This is a genomic window from Vibrio vulnificus CMCP6 (assembly GCF_000039765.1).
Classification (GTDB): Bacteria; Pseudomonadota; Gammaproteobacteria; order Enterobacterales; family Vibrionaceae; genus Vibrio; species Vibrio vulnificus_B.
Map to the genome: position 1 here is coordinate 24,750 of NC_004460.2, position 17,738 is coordinate 42,487.

The 17,738-nt window shown below is 47.7% G+C and carries 13 protein-coding genes and 1 pseudogene; 11 read left to right on the forward strand and 3 right to left on the reverse strand.

All coding sequences use genetic code 11. From position 1 onward, the window contains the following. Positions 1-85 precede the first annotated feature (85 nt). The 6 genes from VV1_RS15320 to VV1_RS15345 all read left to right on the forward strand — a co-directional run bounded on the left by VV1_RS15320 (position 86) and on the right by VV1_RS15345 (position 7,546). A complete protein-coding gene (locus VV1_RS15320) occupies positions 86-289 on the forward strand; it encodes a hypothetical protein (RefSeq protein WP_011081017.1) in 204 nt (67 codons plus the stop codon). Positions 290-312: 23 nt separating this feature from the next. Next, positions 313-1,263, forward strand: a complete 951-nt coding sequence (locus tag VV1_RS15325; RefSeq protein ID WP_011081018.1) for an SRPBCC family protein — start codon at positions 313-315, stop codon at positions 1,261-1,263. Further along, the gene (locus tag VV1_RS15330; RefSeq protein ID WP_011081019.1) at positions 1,260-1,766 is read left to right on the forward strand and encodes a hypothetical protein; all 507 of its coding nucleotides are present in this window, start codon (positions 1,260-1,262) and stop codon (positions 1,764-1,766) included. The genes VV1_RS15325 and VV1_RS15330 overlap by 4 nt, the downstream gene beginning before the upstream one ends. A gap of 189 nt (positions 1,767-1,955) precedes the next feature. After that, positions 1,956-3,068: an efflux RND transporter periplasmic adaptor subunit gene (locus VV1_RS15335; RefSeq protein WP_011081020.1), complete on the forward strand. Its 1,113-nt coding sequence runs from the start codon at positions 1,956-1,958 to the stop codon at positions 3,066-3,068. Next, positions 3,068-6,118, forward strand: coding sequence for an efflux RND transporter permease subunit (locus VV1_RS15340; RefSeq protein ID WP_011081021.1), 3,051 nt, complete (start codon positions 3,068-3,070; stop codon positions 6,116-6,118). Before VV1_RS15335 ends, VV1_RS15340 begins: the two co-directional genes overlap by 1 nt. 156 nt (positions 6,119-6,274) lie before the next feature. Continuing rightward, positions 6,275-7,546, forward strand: coding sequence for an MgtC/SapB family protein (locus VV1_RS15345; protein ID WP_011081022.1), 1,272 nt, complete (start codon positions 6,275-6,277; stop codon positions 7,544-7,546). A 63-nt stretch (positions 7,547-7,609) separates the two neighbouring features. Here the strand turns inward: VV1_RS15345 and VV1_RS15350 are convergent, their stop codons facing one another. Next, positions 7,610-9,397 (reverse strand): M4 family metallopeptidase, encoded by a 1,788-nt coding sequence (locus VV1_RS15350; protein WP_165963398.1) that lies wholly within the window; start codon positions 9,395-9,397, stop codon positions 7,610-7,612. A gap of 478 nt (positions 9,398-9,875) precedes the next feature. Here VV1_RS15350 and VV1_RS15355 point away from each other — a divergent pair, with 478 nt between their 5' ends. Both VV1_RS15355 and VV1_RS15360 read left to right on the forward strand, forming a co-directional pair. Continuing rightward, entirely contained in the window at positions 9,876-10,907 is a 1,032-nt protein-coding gene (locus VV1_RS15355) for a hypothetical protein (RefSeq protein ID WP_011081024.1), read from the forward strand. Positions 10,908-11,119: 212 nt separating this feature from the next. Then, positions 11,120-11,488: a PilZ domain-containing protein gene (locus VV1_RS15360; RefSeq protein WP_026130820.1), complete on the forward strand. Its 369-nt coding sequence runs from the start codon at positions 11,120-11,122 to the stop codon at positions 11,486-11,488. A gap of 153 nt (positions 11,489-11,641) precedes the next feature. Here the strand turns inward: VV1_RS15360 and VV1_RS15365 are convergent, their stop codons facing one another. Continuing rightward, on the reverse strand, positions 11,642-12,022 hold the full coding sequence (locus VV1_RS15365) for a SpoIIAA family protein (protein ID WP_011081026.1): 381 nt from the start codon (positions 12,020-12,022) through the stop codon (positions 11,642-11,644). Between the two features lie 410 nt (positions 12,023-12,432). Further along, entirely contained in the window at positions 12,433-13,686 is a 1,254-nt protein-coding gene (locus VV1_RS15370; RefSeq protein WP_011081027.1) for an aromatic amino acid transport family protein, read from the reverse strand. Between the two features lie 359 nt (positions 13,687-14,045). On the opposite strand from VV1_RS15370, the gene VV1_RS15375 reads away from it, so the two are divergent. From VV1_RS15375 to VV1_RS15385, 3 genes and pseudogenes are all read left to right on the forward strand, one after another. Further along, positions 14,046-14,621 carry a metallophosphoesterase gene (locus VV1_RS15375; RefSeq protein WP_011081028.1) on the forward strand — a complete coding sequence of 192 codons (576 nt, stop codon included), beginning with the start codon at positions 14,046-14,048 and terminating at the stop codon, positions 14,619-14,621. Between the two features lie 258 nt (positions 14,622-14,879). Continuing rightward, positions 14,880-15,592, forward strand: a pseudogene (locus tag VV1_RS15380) (sulfite exporter TauE/SafE family protein). 194 nt (positions 15,593-15,786) lie between these two features. Next, complete coding sequence (locus VV1_RS15385; RefSeq protein WP_011081031.1) at positions 15,787-17,694, forward strand: methyl-accepting chemotaxis protein; 1,908 nt, start codon at positions 15,787-15,789, stop codon at positions 17,692-17,694. Positions 17,695-17,738 lie beyond the last annotated feature (44 nt).

The window sequence follows — 17,738 nt, forward strand, 5'->3', positions numbered from 1 at the left end:
CATTTTGCTCCCTTTCTTTATTCCTGGGAGTTGGTTAATATCCGGAAGTTCAAAGATTTGCTTAAATGGATATTAGGAGTCGTCGATGCAAATGAAATTACCCACTCTTGCGGCATTATGCTTAGTTACTTTACTGGCGGGTTGTAGTGCTCATCAGAAGAAAGAGATTAAAGAAGGCTTTACGGAAGTGGGCCATGCCACCAAAGATGCGGCAAAGAAAACCGGCCATTTTTTCCGTGATACCGCGAAAGACATTGGTGAAAACCTCGACGAAGCCACCAGCCAATGATCCTCTAGCCGAGAGGTAGTGCAATGCGTATTGATATGACAGGGACTTGTGTTAGTCGAAGTATCTATATTGATAGAAAACCTGAAAAGGTCATCGACTATATCAGCGATTTTGGGACTTGGGCTAAGTGGTCGCCATGGTTGATTTTGGAGCCGAAAAGCGAGGTTACCTTTAGTACTTTCCAGCAGCAGCCGGGGGCTCAATACGCATGGAAAGGAGAGCGTATTGGTGCAGGAAAAATGGAGTTAGCTCACCTGTATGATCATCAACTCGTTTTCCGCTTGAGCTATCTCAAACCGTTCAAAGGCGAGGCAGAAGTCTATTTCAATGTTTCTCCTGAGCAGCAAGGTTGCCGCGTTGAGTGGCAATTTCAGGGTAAGTTACCTTGGTACATGTTTTTCTTCCGTCAAATGTTTGGGGCGGTGCTCGGTATGGATTACGCACGCGGTTTGAGAATGTTAAAAAGCGCCATCGAAACTGGGCATGTGTACTCGAAGTTGAAAGATCTCGGTGAAAAGGTGGTGCCGCAAGTGCATTACATTGGCGTAAAAGGCAGTGCCACTACCGACGACGTAGGTCACTTAATGCAACGTCATTTCGATAACTTAGAAGACTATGTAGAGGAATACCGAGTTCCAGTGTGTGGTGAGATTTTTAATCTCTATCATTCCATGTCACTGAAAACGGGTTTGTTTGAGTTTACCACCTGCATGCCTGTTTCCTACCCGATTGAAGCCAAAGGCAAATTCGTGGCAGGGACGTTGCCCTCCATGCCCGTTTACGCGGTTGAACACCAAGGCGAATACCAGTTTCTCGGTAATGCTTGGTCGTTTGCTTCGTCATTAACTAGAGCGAAAAAAATCAAAACACGCCATAAGCCGTTAGGCATAGAGAAATACCTCAATGGGAAAATGAGCGTGGAGCCAAAAGAGTTGTTAACCGAAGTGATGTTAATCAAACGGAGTGAGTCATGAATAACTTTGCTATCGAAACCATGTTGATCATCCTGCTGGTTCTGTTTGTGCTGCTGATAGCAACGCAAGTGTGGCTTTGGTTACGTCCGTTTGCTTACGATTTACGCTTGCCCATTGCGTTAAAGCAGAGTGTCCGCTCTTTAATGACTTCGCTCGATCAAGTGAAACCGCAGGGGGTTATCGAAATGAGGTATGCCGATTTATTTGAGCAAATAAGCCTGAGAAAAACGCCAATGCCGAAGAAGCTCGAATTGGTGAAATCGCTATTTGACGAGGTAAAAACGCAGCCAGTTGCTAAAGGACGAGATCAGCACGAGCAAGAGATTATCGCCGTCAGTGTGCATCAGTTTGATGCTTTGTTAAGTCAAGTGTCACTCTCTTCACGTACTCTCTGCTATTCCAATACTGGGTATTTTCTTTCTGCTTCTGGTGTTTGGTTGTGTCAAATATTGCTCGCCAAGGAAGAAGAGGCGATCGCATTCGTGGATGAAAAAAACAGGTAGCCACTCAGCAAAATGTTCATTTAAAGCCGCTTTTGCGGCTTTTTTTGTATCTGGAGAAACAGAAATAGCGCATTCAGGATCTCAAATAACGGACAAATATCACCTTTCAGTAAACTTTTGAGTTTACGTTTTTGTGATTTGCAATAAAATAAACTCTGAAGTTTACTTTTTTCTTTTTGAAGGTGGAAAATGTCGTTGGTTGATCCTCTAGTTGGAAGTCGATTTGGTCGTCAGTTTAGAAGGCGATGCCTAAGCGCTGCGGTGGCCAGTTTGCTGGTGGTGGGATGCAGTGAGCCTGTTGCTCAGCATGTGGCAGCGCCAGTGGTTCGCCCGGCATTGGTGGAGCGTGTCTCTACTGAGCAGGATAAAGCGCTGAGTTTTAACGGGGTCGTGCAAGCGGCAGAAAGAGCGGAGTTGTCGTTTCGTGTTTCTGGGCGATTGACACAACTGCTCGTGAACGATGGCGATACGGTGAAAAAAGGCCAGCTACTCGCCCAATTAGATGCACGTGATGCCAAGACGGCGTTAGCCTCTGCTCAATCAGAGCTCGATAACGTGCAGGCGGAATACGCGCGCGCAAAAGCCATTTTTGAGAAAAGCCGAGCGATCACCAAAAGCGATTTGGATGCACTCGCAACACGGTTGAATTTGTCGAAAAATCGAGTGGAAGAAGCGCAACGCCAACTTGAATACACCAGTCTCTATTCTCCTTTTGCTGGGGTTGTTGGGCTGACGCAAGTCGACAACCATACCCAGGTTCAGGCTAACCAGCCGATTGTAACTTTGCACAACCTGCAGCAGTTGGAAGTGTTGGTTAACATTCCCGATACCGTGATGTTGACCAGCCAGCACAACACGCGCGCGTTTGCTGAAATCGCGGTGATCCCAGAGCATCGTTTCCCTTTGACCTTGAAGCATTACTCCACCCAAGCGGACGCGGCAACGCAAACTTACGCCGTGACGCTGGCGTTTACCGATGTGAATGGTTATCGCGTGCTTCCGGGAATGACGGTGAAAGTAGTACCGGACACAACGGAGCGCCAACAAACGGAAACTCAACGCATCACGCTGCCTTTAACGGCGGTGATCTCAGATAACCAAGGTGGCCAATATGTGTGGGTGGTCAACGGAGATAATCGCGTTGCAAAACGCGAGGTCAAAGTCGGTGAGCTTCGCCAAAATCGCATCGCGATTGATGACAATCTTACCTTGGGCGAAAACGTGGTGATTGCAGGAACAGGCTCGCTTGTCGAGGGCATGACGGTTCGCCCTTACACAGAATCGACCCAAGGAGCTCAGTAATGAACCTTGCTGGCTATACCATTGCAAAGCGTACCAGTGTTTGGGTATTGATTGCGCTGACCTTACTAGGTGGGTACATCAGTTATCTAAAACTTGGCCGATTTGAAGACCCTGAATTTGTCATCCGCCAAGCGGTGATCAACACCCCCTATTATGGCGCGACCGCACAAGAAGTGTCAGACGAAGTGACGGATCTCATCGAAGGGGCGGTTCAATCTCTGCAAGAGTTGAAAGAGGTCAAGTCGGTTTCCAAACAGGGCATGTCGGAAGTGACGGTGGAGATCAAACTCGAGTTCGCTAAAAGCTCTGCCGAGTTGCAGCAAGTTTGGGACAAGTTAAGACGCAAGATAAGCGATGTACAAAGGCAGTTGCCGCCGGGCGCAGGTCCTTCCATTGTTAACGATGATTTCTCTGATGTGTATGCACTGTTCTTTGCGGTGACCGGAGAAGGCTTTAGCGACAAACAACTGCAAGACTACGTGGATACACTTCGCCGAGATTTGGTGTTGGTGCCTGGTGTGGCCAAAACGGCGACGTTAGCGGAGCAGCAAGAGACCATTTTTGTGGAGATCTCTTCAGAGCGATTAAAACAGCTTGGCATGTCGATGGAGAAAGTGACGCAAGTGTTGCAGAAGCAAAACCTGATTACTGTTGCTGGCAGCATTGAAACCGAGGCGATGCGGCTACCGGTGATCCCCGATAGTTCGATTCGTTCACTGCAAGACATCCGCAATCTGCAAGTTGGCCTTGGGGCCGACAACAAAGTGATCCGCTTAGGCGATATCGCCAACGTTGTCCGTGGGTACCAAGAACCAGCGACGATGCTGATGCGTTACAACGGACAACGCGCCGTTGGTTTTGGTATTTCCAACGTGATGGGCGGCAACGTGGTCGAGATGGGGGATGCCGTTAAAGCGCGATTGGCTGAGTTGGAAAACCAACGTCCGCTTGGTATGGAGCTGCATGTTATTTCGATGCAGTCGGATTCCGTGAGAGCATCGGTTGCGAACTTTATCGACAACTTGATCGCAGCGGTAGCGATTGTGTTTGTTGTGTTGCTGCTGTTTATGGGGGTGAGATCGGGCATCATCATCGGCTTTGTGCTGTTGCTGACGGTGGCGGGAACACTGTGCATCATGCTAATTGATGATATCGCGATGCAACGCATTTCCTTGGGCGCGTTGATCATTGCGCTAGGCATGTTGGTGGACAACGCTATTGTGGTGACCGATGGCATTTTGGTGCGCATGCAACAAGAGCCGGACAGTGACAAGCTGACCATCGTCAATGAGGTCGTCGAGGCGACCAAATGGCCGCTGCTCGGTGGCACGGTGGTGGGTATTTGTGCCTTCAGTGCCATTGGTTTGTCGCCATCGGACATGGGCGAGTACGCTGGCTCGCTGTTCTGGGTCATCCTTTATTCGATGCTGTTAAGCTGGGTGTTTGCTGTGACCATCACACCAATGTTGTGTCACGATTTTCTAAAAGTAAAACCGAATCAAGGAGATAACTCAGTTGGCGTTATGATGCGAAGCTATCGCGGCTTGCTTAGCTGGGTATTGCGTCATCGCCTTATCAGCGTTGTGGCCATTTTGGCGATGCTGTTGACCGCCGTGTGGGGAGCGAAGTTTATTCCACCGGGTTTCATGCCTGACTCTCAGCGTGCGCAGTTTGTGGTCGACGTCTACCTACCACAAGGGTCGGATATTCGTCGCACCGAGCAAGTGGTCGCGCAGATTGAAAATGAGGTGAAAAGTAAACAAGGAGTGACCAACATCACCAGTTTTATTGGTGGTGGTGGCTTGCGCTTTATGTTGACGTACTCACCAGAAGCACGAAACACCAGTTACGGCCAATTGCTGATTGATATTGATGACTATCAGAAAATCGCTGCGTTGTTGCCTGAACTGCAAAATGAACTGGATGCCAAATACCCAGATGCATCGATTAAAGTCTGGAAATTTATGCTGGGCCGCGGTGGTGGTAAGAAGATCGAAGCGGGCTTCCAAGGCCCAGACAGTGCTGTGTTACGTGGCTTAGCTGAACAGGCCAAAGCGCTGATGCTGGCGGATGACAATTTGATTGCGGTGCAAGATGACTGGCGCCAGCAAATGCCAGTGGTGAAACCTGTCTACTCTTCAGAAAAGGCGCAGCGTTATGGCCTGACCAATCAAGAGATCAACCAAGCGATCAGTCAGACGCTGTCAGGCAAAAATGTTGGTGTTTATCGTGAAGGTGATGACTTAATCCCGATTGTGCTGCGAGCGCCCAAAGAAGAGCGCCAGCATGCTAGGGCGATCGAAAACACCTTGGTTTATAGTCACGCGGTTGGGCAGTCAGTGCCAGTAAGTCAACTGATTGAATCGGTGGATGTGGTTTGGCAAGACGCCATACTACGCCGCATTGATCGTGTCCCGACGATTTTAGTTCAAGCAGATCCTGCACCAGGTGTGCTCACGGCGGACGCGTTCAATCAAATACGCAATAAAATCGAAGCTGTTCCTTTGCCTGCGGGTTACGAGTTGACTTGGTATGGTGAGTACAAAGCATCTAAGGATGCCAATGAAGGTCTGGTCATTTCGGCACCTTACGGGTTTTCCGCAATGATTTTGTCGGTCATTTTCATGTTTAACGCGTTAAGACAGCCGTTGGTGATCTGGCTAACAGCGCCTTTAGCAGTGATTGGTGTCACGGTTGGCCTGATTGTCTTCCAAACGCCCTTCGAATTCATGGCGATTCTCGGCTTTCTTAGCTTGATCGGCATGATGGTGAAAAACGCCATCGTCTTGGTGGATCAAGCTGACGTGGAAATTCGACAAGGCAAGTGGCCATTCCAAGCCATCATCAATGCGGCGATGAGTCGCGCTCGTCCTGTGCTTCTTGGCGCATTGACCACGATATTAGGTGTCGCACCACTGTTGGTTGATCCCTTCTTTAAAAGTATGGCGGTCACCATCATGTTCGGTCTGCTGTTTGCGACCTTGTTGACACTGGTGGTGATCCCGCTTTTCTATGCCATGTTGTTTCGCATAAAAGTGGAGCAAATGTAACGTGACGAACGAACGCTACTCAGTTGAGTAGCGTTTTTTTTGGTGAGGCGTTTTCTGCGATTTTTGCACAATTCTTTATGCAACTGACGCCACTTCACAGAACCTTTCACATAACGCGCTAAACTAACATTAACCCTTCGCCACAGGAGTCTTTTTATGGATTTCAATCAACTGGTTAGTGGTCAACATCCCGTGTGGAATGTCATTATCGCGTTGCTGCTCGGGGCTATCATTGGCACACAGCGTGGCTGGGTGATGCGAAACAGTGCTGAAGGCAGTCGTGTGGCGGGAATTCGCACCTTCTCTTTAGTTGGCTTACTGGGTGGGTTAACGGCATTGCTCGCCAGTCACACATCGCCTTTCGTGCTTGGTTTTGCTTTACTCGCCTTGGTGGCGCTGGCTTCTATTGCCTTCATTATTCAGCAGAAAAACAGCCAAGATATCAGCATTACTGGCGTTGTCAGTTTGCTGGTGACGTTTGTGATTGGCAGCTTAGCCGTAGTGGGAGAGGCCGTATTGGCGGCATCGGCAGCGGTAATTACTGCCGTCGTATTAGATAACAAAAGAGAGCTTCATCAAGGATTGCAGCGTCTGCAAGAATATGAATTGGATGCTGCCTTACGCTTGATGATGATCTCTGTGGTGTTGCTGCCTCTGCTGCCAAATCAAACCTATGGCCCATGGAATGCCTTGAACCCGTATGAGATTTGGTGGATGGTGGTGCTGATCGCCAGCATTTCCTTTGTGGGGTACTTTGCGATCAAAATCGGCGGTGCCAAACGTGGAGTGCTATTTACCTCCGTTTTTGCCGGATTGAGTTCGTCAACGGCACTGACACTGCAATTTTCCAATCTTTCTCGAGAACAACCAACGATTAGCCCCTTGCTTGCCAGCGGCATACTGCTCAGCTGTGGCACCATGTTCCCACGTTTGCTGGTGGTGCTTTCGGTGTTAAACCCGGCCTTGGTGACACAGTTGTGGCCGATCGTGCTATTGATGATGGCAGCCTTGTATCTTCCAGCTTGGTGGATCTGGCGCTATAGCGATGTGGAGTTTAACGAGCAAGCGGGCAAACAAACCAACCCTCTTGCTCTGCAATCGGCGCTGTTTTTTGGGGTCATTTTAGCGGTGATTATGCTGCTTTCTCACGCGTTATCTGAGTGGTTTGGCAGCGCGGGTACACTCATCCTTGCTGCGTTGTCGGGTATTACCGATGTGGATGCCATTTCTCTTGCGCTTGGTCGTCAAAGTACTCAAGGGTTGAGCGTAACCACCGCTGCGCTTGGGGTGTTTATCGCCGCTTCCGTCAATACGTTAGTCAAAATGGGCATGGTGGTGGCGATTGGTGATCGCAAGTTGTGGAAACGCGTGGCGCCGGTGATGCTCGCCAGCGTAGCGATTGGCGGCGTGACATTTTGGGCCCTCTAGTCAAACAGAGGCCCAGCATTCACTGGGCCTAGGACATTATGGAAGGTCGACAATATGACTCGGCTAGTTTTGGTGAACAAAAGGCCCCGCAGTGGCGCTAGATGCCACATTGCCAGCAGAATCATAGACTTTCGAGGTGACGTAATACTCGTAAGCCACCCCTTTGGAACCGTTGAAATTATACGAATGTGACGTCACTTGCTCATTTTTTACATACGTGCCGCAGCAAGAAAAGGTTACTTCCGTCGATGAGGCGACATCCGTATCCCAGCTGATTTGGAATTTCACCCCTTTGATGACACGGCTGCTGACATTGGAAATGGTGATATCGCCCCCCGTGCCAGAGCCCCCTCCATCACCTCCTCTGGCGCAGAGATCACTGCTGACGCCCACTTCATCCCAAGCGTCAAGGACGTTGGCCGAGTGGGTACTAGCAACGGCGTCAGTGGCGGCGCGCGCTAAACAGAAATCTGCATTGGGCGGCAGGGAGGTAAAACCGTTATATACGATTTGCGTTGCGGCATCCAAACCGATACCCGCCACATCGGTACCTGAGGCAAATTGTCCATCAGAATTTTGCCCGCCATTGACTAATAAGTAATACCAGTGGTTGATGATGCCACTGTTGATGTGCACACCACCATTGTCGCCAGTGCCTGTGTATCGTTCATTGTAATGAGAGGGATCGCCATCTTCTCCTGGATCAGCCATATTGCGGATGCCGTTTGAGTTTGGCGTGATGTCTTCACCGATGGTCCAGTTGCCACTGCCATAATAAAACTCAATGTTGGTGCCCATGATGTCGGAAAACGCTTCATTGAGTGCACCAGATTCATTTTGGTAAATCAGATCGCTGGTTGCGTCGGTCAATCCGTGTGAAAGTTCGTGTCCCACCACATCTAAATCACCGGATAAATTAATGAAGGAGATGCCGTCTCCATCTCCGTAAGCCATTTGATAGCCATTCCAATAGGCGTTGTTATAGTTGCGTTTAACATGAGCGGTTGACACCATCCCCTGCGAATAGTGATTTAGCCAGTTGAATTGCAGCACGCTCAAAAAGTAACTGTCAGTCACATTGGCAAAGAAATGGGCATCGACCATAGCCGCTTGGCCAGGGGAAGTGCGGCCAGGTTCCACCCACTGATCATCACTATCCGTGGCCAGATCTCCGGGTAATCGACTGCGGCCGCCCGCATCGTAGGTAGAAAGGCGACCATTTGCAGAAACCATTTCGAAATTGCCGCGATTAAATGTGGTCAGCCCGGAAAGGTCTTTGCTATCCCCATGAACGCCCGTTCCGCTGCCAGTGGTTAACCCGTCATAAGCATTGAGCACTTCGCCAGTTTCGGCATCAATCCAATAGTGCCAACGGCTGTCAGCACGTTGATTTTCTACGATATAAAAGAACAGTCCATTGGAAGGGTTAATAAACAGGTTAGTCGTCCACCGTCCATGGCCACCAATTTTCATCATCACGATGCCTTTGGCCGTTTCGGCTTTCAGTTTGACGGAATTACTTGAGAGTAAATGGTCATAGCGACGACCAATCACCGCGACAACATCGCCACTGGCCGCCGTGATGAGACTGATTTCTCCGCCAAATACAATGGCATTTTGAAAGTGCTGCTGAAAGCGCTGTGTTTCCATTCCGGAATGACCAAGCGCAAAGCGTTTCACCAAGGTGGCGTTGTCTGGAAGGATAAAGTTTTTCGCTTGAAGACCTTTCAAGCTAGGACTTGGATGCGCGTTGGGACCATTTGCTGCCATGCTTAAAGGAGCGGCTGCGAGCAGGCAAGTGGCAATGATGGTGGTTTTGAAAGTCATGAACGCCTCCAAAGTGAAGTCCATTTTGTTCCCACCATAGGATTGCAAAACTGCGCACTTCATGACTGTGTGAGAACTTGCTATTTATGAGTTTGTCACTAAAGATAAGTGTAGGCAGGAAAAGGGCTGCCATCAAACCACATCACGGAATTGATAATAATTTATCTGAATAATGAAATGGATATATTGTTAAATGTGTTATTTATGAGACGGATAGATGACAAGGATTGATGTGATTAATAAAAGCACTATAATCATGGCAAATTTTAATAAGATGTCCCATAAATCAGTTTGCTCTACAAATCGCCTTGGTGAAGAATTACTTGCTTAATGTAGAGTTAAAACAAGGAAGTCATTTTTAGACGTCTTAATCAACCGAAATAACAAGTTGGCTTGTATTGTGTATTTGGACTGATTGAGGTTTCACGTTTTGTTTTCTGTATCAAACTCTTTTATTTCCTCTTTGAAGCGAAACGCTTTGGGGGGATTACTTCTTGCTGCGATGAGCTTTCCATTGGCCGCCGCCCCTGAAACAACGGTATTAACACCCGATCAAGATTGGATGCCAACCACGGATTTGAGCTTGCCACGACAAATGAAAATAGGTGCGCTCGAAAACGGCATTCGTTATGTTGTCATGCCATCACGCTATAGCCAAAAGACGGTGTCACTTCGCTTCGAATTGCAAACGGCATCCAATCAGACTTGGCTTGTGGCCAACGAAGCAGACCTGAACTCGCGCTCTCTCAAAGAGGCCCTTGTTGAACTGCGCGACAAAGTCTTGGTGAACGACAAAGTCCCAGCGGCTCCTCAAAGTAAGCTGACGGTGATTTTGGTGGGGGATATTCAGGTTCGCGATGCGATCGATCAAATCGACATCGTTTTTGGTGGAGCCAAGATTGGCAACTCGATTCCCGGTCGTTTGTTTGCTGAAAAGCCAAGTCCAAGTCTTGAGCAACCAGAGGATGCTGAGACGTCAGCTCAGCCTGTGGCCGCCAACATCTATTTGAAAACACGCCTGACTGATGACCAAGAAGACAGCAAAATGCGTCGTAAAGAGCTGACAGCAAGTCAGTTGGCTGATGATGTTTTGATGGCGCGATTGGAAAAGCAACTGTTAGAAGCCAACATCGGTCTAGTAGCGGTTGAGATGGAAGAGAGTTGGTCTCGCCAGCAATTGGTCAGCACGATTACAGTGGCACTGAGTAACGAAGAAGAGTTAGATAGTGCAAAAACCATCGTTACCAAGGTGCTGGAAGGGGCAAAAAATGGCAATGTGACGGCGGATGAGTTTGCGACACAAGTTCAATTGAGACACGACTTGTTTAAGCGCCATCTTAAGGTTTCACCTTCGCAACAAGCCGATGGTATTGCACAAGCAATCCGCTTTAATCGCGTTTATGTGCAGCCATCTGATGAGTTGAGATTATTTGAGTTCCATATCGCGCATATGACTGAGAGCGACGTCAGTGAGTCGATGATCGTCAACTGGTCAAAAGGCACTGAAATGCTTAGTCACGTCACTGGTCAATAATTCTCCAGACTTTGATAAAGCCAACTTGTTGTTCGAGTTGGTTTTTTTATATTTCCTATTCCTCTGTGGTATGACTCTTGCTTTAATACACTCGTGAGCGTTATCTGCCATTAAAAATGGCGCCTTGCCTTGATAAATTCTCAAATTGAGAATGGTTTTAGGAAAGAAAAGGGCGCTTTGATAGGCAGAAGCGATACAGGGAGGCAATGACGATGCAAAATCATGACGATCAAAAGCGAAAGTATTACCGCTTAAAATATCCTGTGAAGGCACTACCACGTGTCCGTATCAACGGTAATGTGTACCACGTGAATGAAGTTTCCGAAGGGGGCTTACGGGTCACACTCTCTAGCATCCACCAATTTCATCAGGGTCTGATGATTCGGGGAACGTTGCAGCTGCTCAACTGTGTGTTGGCTATCGAAGGGCGTATTTTGCGTTTCGATCAAGATGAAGTGGTGTTAAAGCTCTCTAAAGGCCCGAGTTTCAAGCATATGGCTGCAGAGCAACGTTATCTCTTGCAGCATTTTCCGACTCATATACATATGCTGCGCCGAGCCGCGGCCAATCAAGTCGCGTGATCGGATTTTCCCAAATACACTTCCCAACGACATTTCTCAAGGTCATTAAAACAAACGCGAAGCGGATTAACACGCTTCGCTTTGTTTTGTCGTTCACTTCAGTACCGATAGGGCAATAATGCCGATAGAGTAATTTGGATCGAGTCTGATCCGTTAATCCGCCAACCATGTGATTGCCGAGTCATAATCGCTAAATGATTTCATCTCGCCAGAAATAAACCAGCTGCCAACTTTGGCTGCGAGTTCTTGCCAATTTTTGTCGCCATAAACAGCAACTTTATTGACGTTGAAGCCGATTTTGAGACCCAGTTGGAAGTCATCCCAGGCCGCTCTAGGCTCCCAGCCTGAAAACTCGCTAATGTCTGCGAGCATATTCATCTGTTGTCGATTGATGCCCGCAAGGGCGGCTTCCAGAACTGGAACGATCGCTTGATAATCTTGATGGGTGAGTGTGCCTGTTGCTTTAAAAACCAATATGGTTTGTGAGCCAATACGCTCAATGCCAAACGTGATGCCGTGACGTTGATTATTCACCTCGTGTCTCCTCACTCTATGGTTTGTTTGTAAGAGCTTAGAGGAGATTCAAACCCTAAAGTGGGAGCCGATTCAGACTTTCGCTATCTCTGTTGGAGTCAATGCTGTTGCGATGTTGGGGTGTTTTGATAATTTCACTCAACTGTCATAAAAATTTAATCTTGTTATGCGTTGTGTTCCGAACGGGAAATAATAATACTGTCAACACAAACTGAAAAAACAATAATATGAGGAGAGTGGATATGCAGCATCAAGAAATGATTCAACCAACCCATCTTGGCGTAATTGGCCGAACTTGCATTTTATCTCTCGGTATTGTTGCAAGTTTCCTATTTCTGATTTGAATGCGCTAAGTTGCCGCGAACAAAATGAACAAGGGCTCCCACCATGGGAGCCCTTGTTGTTTTCGGTTAGACAATCGCGAACAGCAACGCAGAAACGGCCAGTAGCCCTGTCAGCAAAACAAACACAGTCGTGGCTTTACCACGATATATTTTTAATGAATCAACTCGGTAAATGGCGTAAACCGGCATGATAAACAGGATCATAGCGATGACTGGGCCAGATAAGGTTTCCATCATGCCGAGAATGCTCGGGTTGATCACCGCCGCAATCCAAATTGAGATAAACAAGCTGACGATGGTCATTTTATCGGCGCGTTGAATAGGCATTGATGTGTGCTTGGTTAGCAATCCGTTAAGGCTTTCTCGTGCACCTAAAAAATGGCCAAGGAATGACGACGTAATGGCGATAAAGGCAACCAGAGGACCAAAAGTCGCAATAAATGGGTTCTCCGTTGCGTTGGCTAAATAAGAAAGTACCGACACATTTTGCGCTTTTGCTTGCGCCAATTGCTCTGGGCTTAAAGAGAGCACGCAGGAGAAAACAAACAGCAGTACAAAAGCAATCAACATGATGCTGGTACGCTGAAGAATCTGTTCTGATTTACCATTCGCCTGCTCGCCGTAATGGCGTTTTTGCACGCCAACGAAGCTGGAAATGGCTGCGGCATGGCTAAATGAGAAGATCACCACAGGCACGGCTAACCAGACCGTTTGTAGAAAATCGCCGGCAGAAGGCAGAGCCAAAGAAGGCAGTTGCCAACTTGGGATGAGATAAAGCGACAAAAACGCCAGTATGGTGGCGAGTGGGTAAACCATGGCTGCAAACGCACGCAGCATCAGCTTTTCACCGCCGAGCATGATGGCAATTAGGCTGAAAACCAAAACACCAGACAGCAGCACTCGAGGTAATGACTCCATTCCCGCTTGATTGACCATAAAGCTGTCAACCGTGTTGGTGATGCCCACGCCATAAATGAGCAGAATGGGGAATATCGACAAGAAATAGAGCAAGGAAATCAGACGACCTGCTTTCGCTCCAAAGTGCTCCTCGACGACATCGGTAAAGTCCGCATCGGCTTGTTTTGACGAGAGCACAAACCGCGCAAGTGCACGATGACCCCAAAATGTCATGGGAAACGCCAAAAGCGCTAACAGTACCAAAGGCCAAAAGCCGCCGATTCCTAGGTTGATAGGCAGAAAGAGAATGCCAGCCCCCACGGCGGTGCCAAATAAACTCAATACCCAATGAGTGTCGTGTTTTGTCCAAGTTTTAGTGGGCAGCGTGTCACTAAAATTTAACGTTTCTCGAGATTCTTTCACTTAATACTCGCATGTATAAGAATTATAATTTTGCAAATGTTATCGACTTTAGAGATATATATCACATCGATGTTGTAGCGATATGTGCTGTGATTTGTCACATTATGTAAATTATCTCGCCGTCACTTTTTCATCAAATTGGTTATATGAGCTGATTCTGTTTTTATATGTGGTTTATTGTTCTGAATTTTTGTTATTTTCTGGATGTAGGTGTTGTGTTCGAAGTGGTGAAAAACACATCATTTTTGATGGAAAGTGGCCTGTTTGTTATGCCTCTTCTTGCTTAAGGTGTGACGATGGAGATTCCGTTACACTGCCATTTTTACGCTAGCGGATGAATACATCAAAAGGATTTGAAGATGGAATTTATGCATCGGTTTATCGATGGAAGCCGATATCAACGGATTTTTGTGATTGGTGATATCCACGGCAAATTGGCCTTGTTGCAGGACACACTAAAACGAGTGGATTTTCACGGTGAACGTGATCTGTTGATCTCTGTCGGTGATCTGATTGATCGCGGCCCCGACTCGGTTGGCGTCTTGGATTACTATCAAGCGCATCATTGGTTTGAAGCGGTGATGGGAAACCATGAATGGATGATGGTCAACGCGTTGGATGCACAAAACAAATTGGAGCATTCAGAGAAGGAAGCGTACTTCATTAAAATATGGCATCGAAATGGCTGTGAATGGTCACAAAATCTAACCGATGCTGATAAACGGAGGTTGCGGGATACGGTTGCCCAACTGCCAAGTGTGATTACGGTGGAGTTGGAAGATGGCCGCCGCTTTGGCATTTCACATGCTCAGCCCCACTCACTAGATTGGAACGAAATGATCGATTGGCAAGGAGATATGTGGGACAACCCCTCGGTGGATTTGGGGAAGAACGCGCATTGCGGAAGAAGAGCCACAAGCGATTGCCAATGTTGATTTAACACTACACGGCCACACTCGCAGTGAAGGGGTGAAAAGAGTGGCCAATAGTCTTTTTATTGATACCGCCTCCAATGACGACTATCAGGGCGCATTCAGCCTTTATGAACTGCGTACAGGAGAGGTTTTTGTTGGGGTAAAACAGAGCGCACTCGTTTAACGGTTATCAGTGATTGAGAACCGAACACGATGCAGGTACATTAGTGCCAGCGAACTATTTTTCCGTTGTATTGAGTGGTAGAGGAAGAGACCAAGATGCCTGAAACATCTGTATTGTTAGCGGTTTTTTTGATTTTTCTTGGCTCGTTTGTGCAAACAGCAATTGGCTTTGGTTTGGCTATTGTGTCGGCACCCTTGCTGATTATGGTTGCTCCAGAATACGTGCCTGCGCCTATCTGTCTAGTGGCACTGTTTATTTCCATTCTCAATGCGTTGAAGCACAAAAGCAGTGTAGAAATTGGCGGCCTAAAAATGGCGTTGATCGGTCGAGTGCCAGGCTCGATTGCAGGCGGGGCTTTATTGGTATTGGTCAGCACCAATGTATTGGCCTTGTGGATCGGCATACTGGTATTGTTTGCTTGGCGGTAAGTTTGCTGCCATTTCGCATCGAACCTACTCCCATGCGTATGACGATCGCTGGTTTCTTCTCTGGCTTGTTTGGCACTAGTTCTGGGATTGGTGGGCCACCAATGGCATTACTGCTGCAGCATCAAGAAGCCAATCAACTGCGTGGCAATCTTTCGGCCTTTTTCGTGTTTAGTTCGTTGATCTCCTTAGCGATCCAAATTCCCGCGGGCTTTTTCACGCTATACCATCTCAAAATCACGCTTCCTTTAATTCCAGCGGCTTGGCTGGGTTACAAACTGGCTCTATTAACAACGCGCAGTTTACCCAAGGAAAAGATCCGAATCGGTGCCTTATCTTTGTGTTGCATTAGTGGCATTGGGGCAGTTTGGCAAAGTTTTTAATGACTTAGGTTCATTTCATAAAATAAACAAATAGTTTCATATAAAATTAGTTTTATATTTTCCCATACCCTAGCTATGTTTATAGAGTTGGCTGGGTGTGCTTTTGGTTCCATATCAGTGTTTGCTGAGCATAATTAAAAACTAGGCACTCCCTAAATAATCGATATCTGACTATAGGATAGTTAGGGGGAGTTATGACTTTAGGCTTCAAATCTCGTATCTACACGAGCGTTGCTTTATTGGTGGCGCTGTCATTAGGAATATTAGGCACGCTAAACATCATTTCGCTCAAAGAAAAGATGGTGGCGTCGTTGGTCTCTGAAACACAAAACAAGCTCAATTATCACGTTGATGAACTGCAACATGCGATTGCTATTCAGCTCAAAGCGGTAGAGGTCGGGTCCAAACATTTTAACGCCTCATTAAGCGACGAGCAGAATGTCAATTTGGTGCGCTTATTGGCAGAAAGTGCAGGCATCTCCAATATTATTATGGCGTATGAGGACGGACGCTCTTATATGTCTCTCCATGCCAGTGGTATCACCACTGAGGAGCAAAATTTCTCTCAGCGTGATTGGTATCGAATGGCGAAAGGCAGCCAAGGAGTCAAGCTCACCGATATTTACATTGACAAAATCACTGGGGAAAAGGTGGTTAGCGCCATCATGCCTGTTTATAACGGCAGTGAGTTCCAAGGAGTATTGCTGGGCGATATTCCGCTAGCGGCAATCATCAAAATGGTCAGCAATATGCGATTTGCTGGTGGGGCCGCCACCTTAACCGACAAAAATGCGGTCTTTTTTGCCAGTGACGATCCCAATGACATCGGTAAAACCCCGTCGCAAGTGAGCCCTGTGTTCAGCGATATGGAGCGCGCGTTTTTTAATCAGCAGCAGGGGCATTTGCAATTTCCCTATCTGGGCATTGAGTTTGATGGCTACTTCCAACGCGTCAATTTAACCCAAGATCAATATTGGACCTTGATGGTGTTTGTCGATCAGGACACCGCGTTGGCGGGAGTACGAGAAGCGCAAAATGAAGCGGTCGTGACAGGGGTGATCTTACTGCTGGTCAGTGCGGTGGTGATGGTGTTAACACTGGAGCATGCTTATAAACCATTGCTCAAATTGAAAAAAGCCGTACTAGGACTATCAAAAGGTTCTGGCGATTTAACCGCGAGACTGACGGTTGAAGGGGGAGATGACCTTGCGCAGATCAGTGAAGGTTTCAACCGCTTTGTGCAGAGCTTACAGGGCATGATGTTGCAAGTGTCTGAAGCAAGCCAAAATATTTCCTCTAACATTGTGCAGCTCAATCAAACGGCGGTGGAAAACGAAAAAGTGTTGATCACCCATTCAGCAGAAACCGATCAGGTGGTAACGGCAATTACCGAGATGAGCGAAAGTGCGCGCTCAGTGGCGGAGAACGTCACTCAGTCGAATAGAATTACCGAAGGAGCGAGTAAAGAAGCCAAGCAATCTCTAGAGATCGTCAACAACGCGGTGAGCACAGTCAGCGCCTTGGTCAACGATGTGGAGGAGATGTCCGATCGCATTGTCAGCATGAACCAAGACGCCAATAAAATCAGTGAAGTGCTGAACGTGATTGGTGAGATTTCTGAGCAAACCAATTTGCTGGCATTGAACGCCGCAATTGAAGCGGCACGTGCTGGTGAGCAGGGCCGTGGATTTGCCGTTGTCGCCGATGAGGTGCGCGCTTTGGCTGCGAGAACGCAGAACAGCACCACAGAAATTTCAGAAATGTTGTCAAAATTGCTTGATGGCACCTCTAGTGTGGTGGCATCAATGGAACGCACCAAACAGCAATGCCAATCAACTGCCAGCAAGACGTCGGAAGTTTCCAACAGTCTCAACTTAATGAGCGGTTCTGTACGAGATATTGATGATGTCAGTACGCAAATTGCCGCAGCGACGGAAGAGCAAAGCACCGTGGCGGCTGAGCTAAGTCGCAATATGCTGGCCATTCGAGATATTGTCACCAATCTGGTGGCAAGTGGCCGTCAAACGGTTGCTGCGACGGAGTCGTTGGCCGATTCTAACCACGAACTCGATAAACTCGTGTCCAATTTCAAACTGCAGTAACGGTTGTCACTTTGTAGCGGGCTGTATAGGCCCGCTATCGTTTC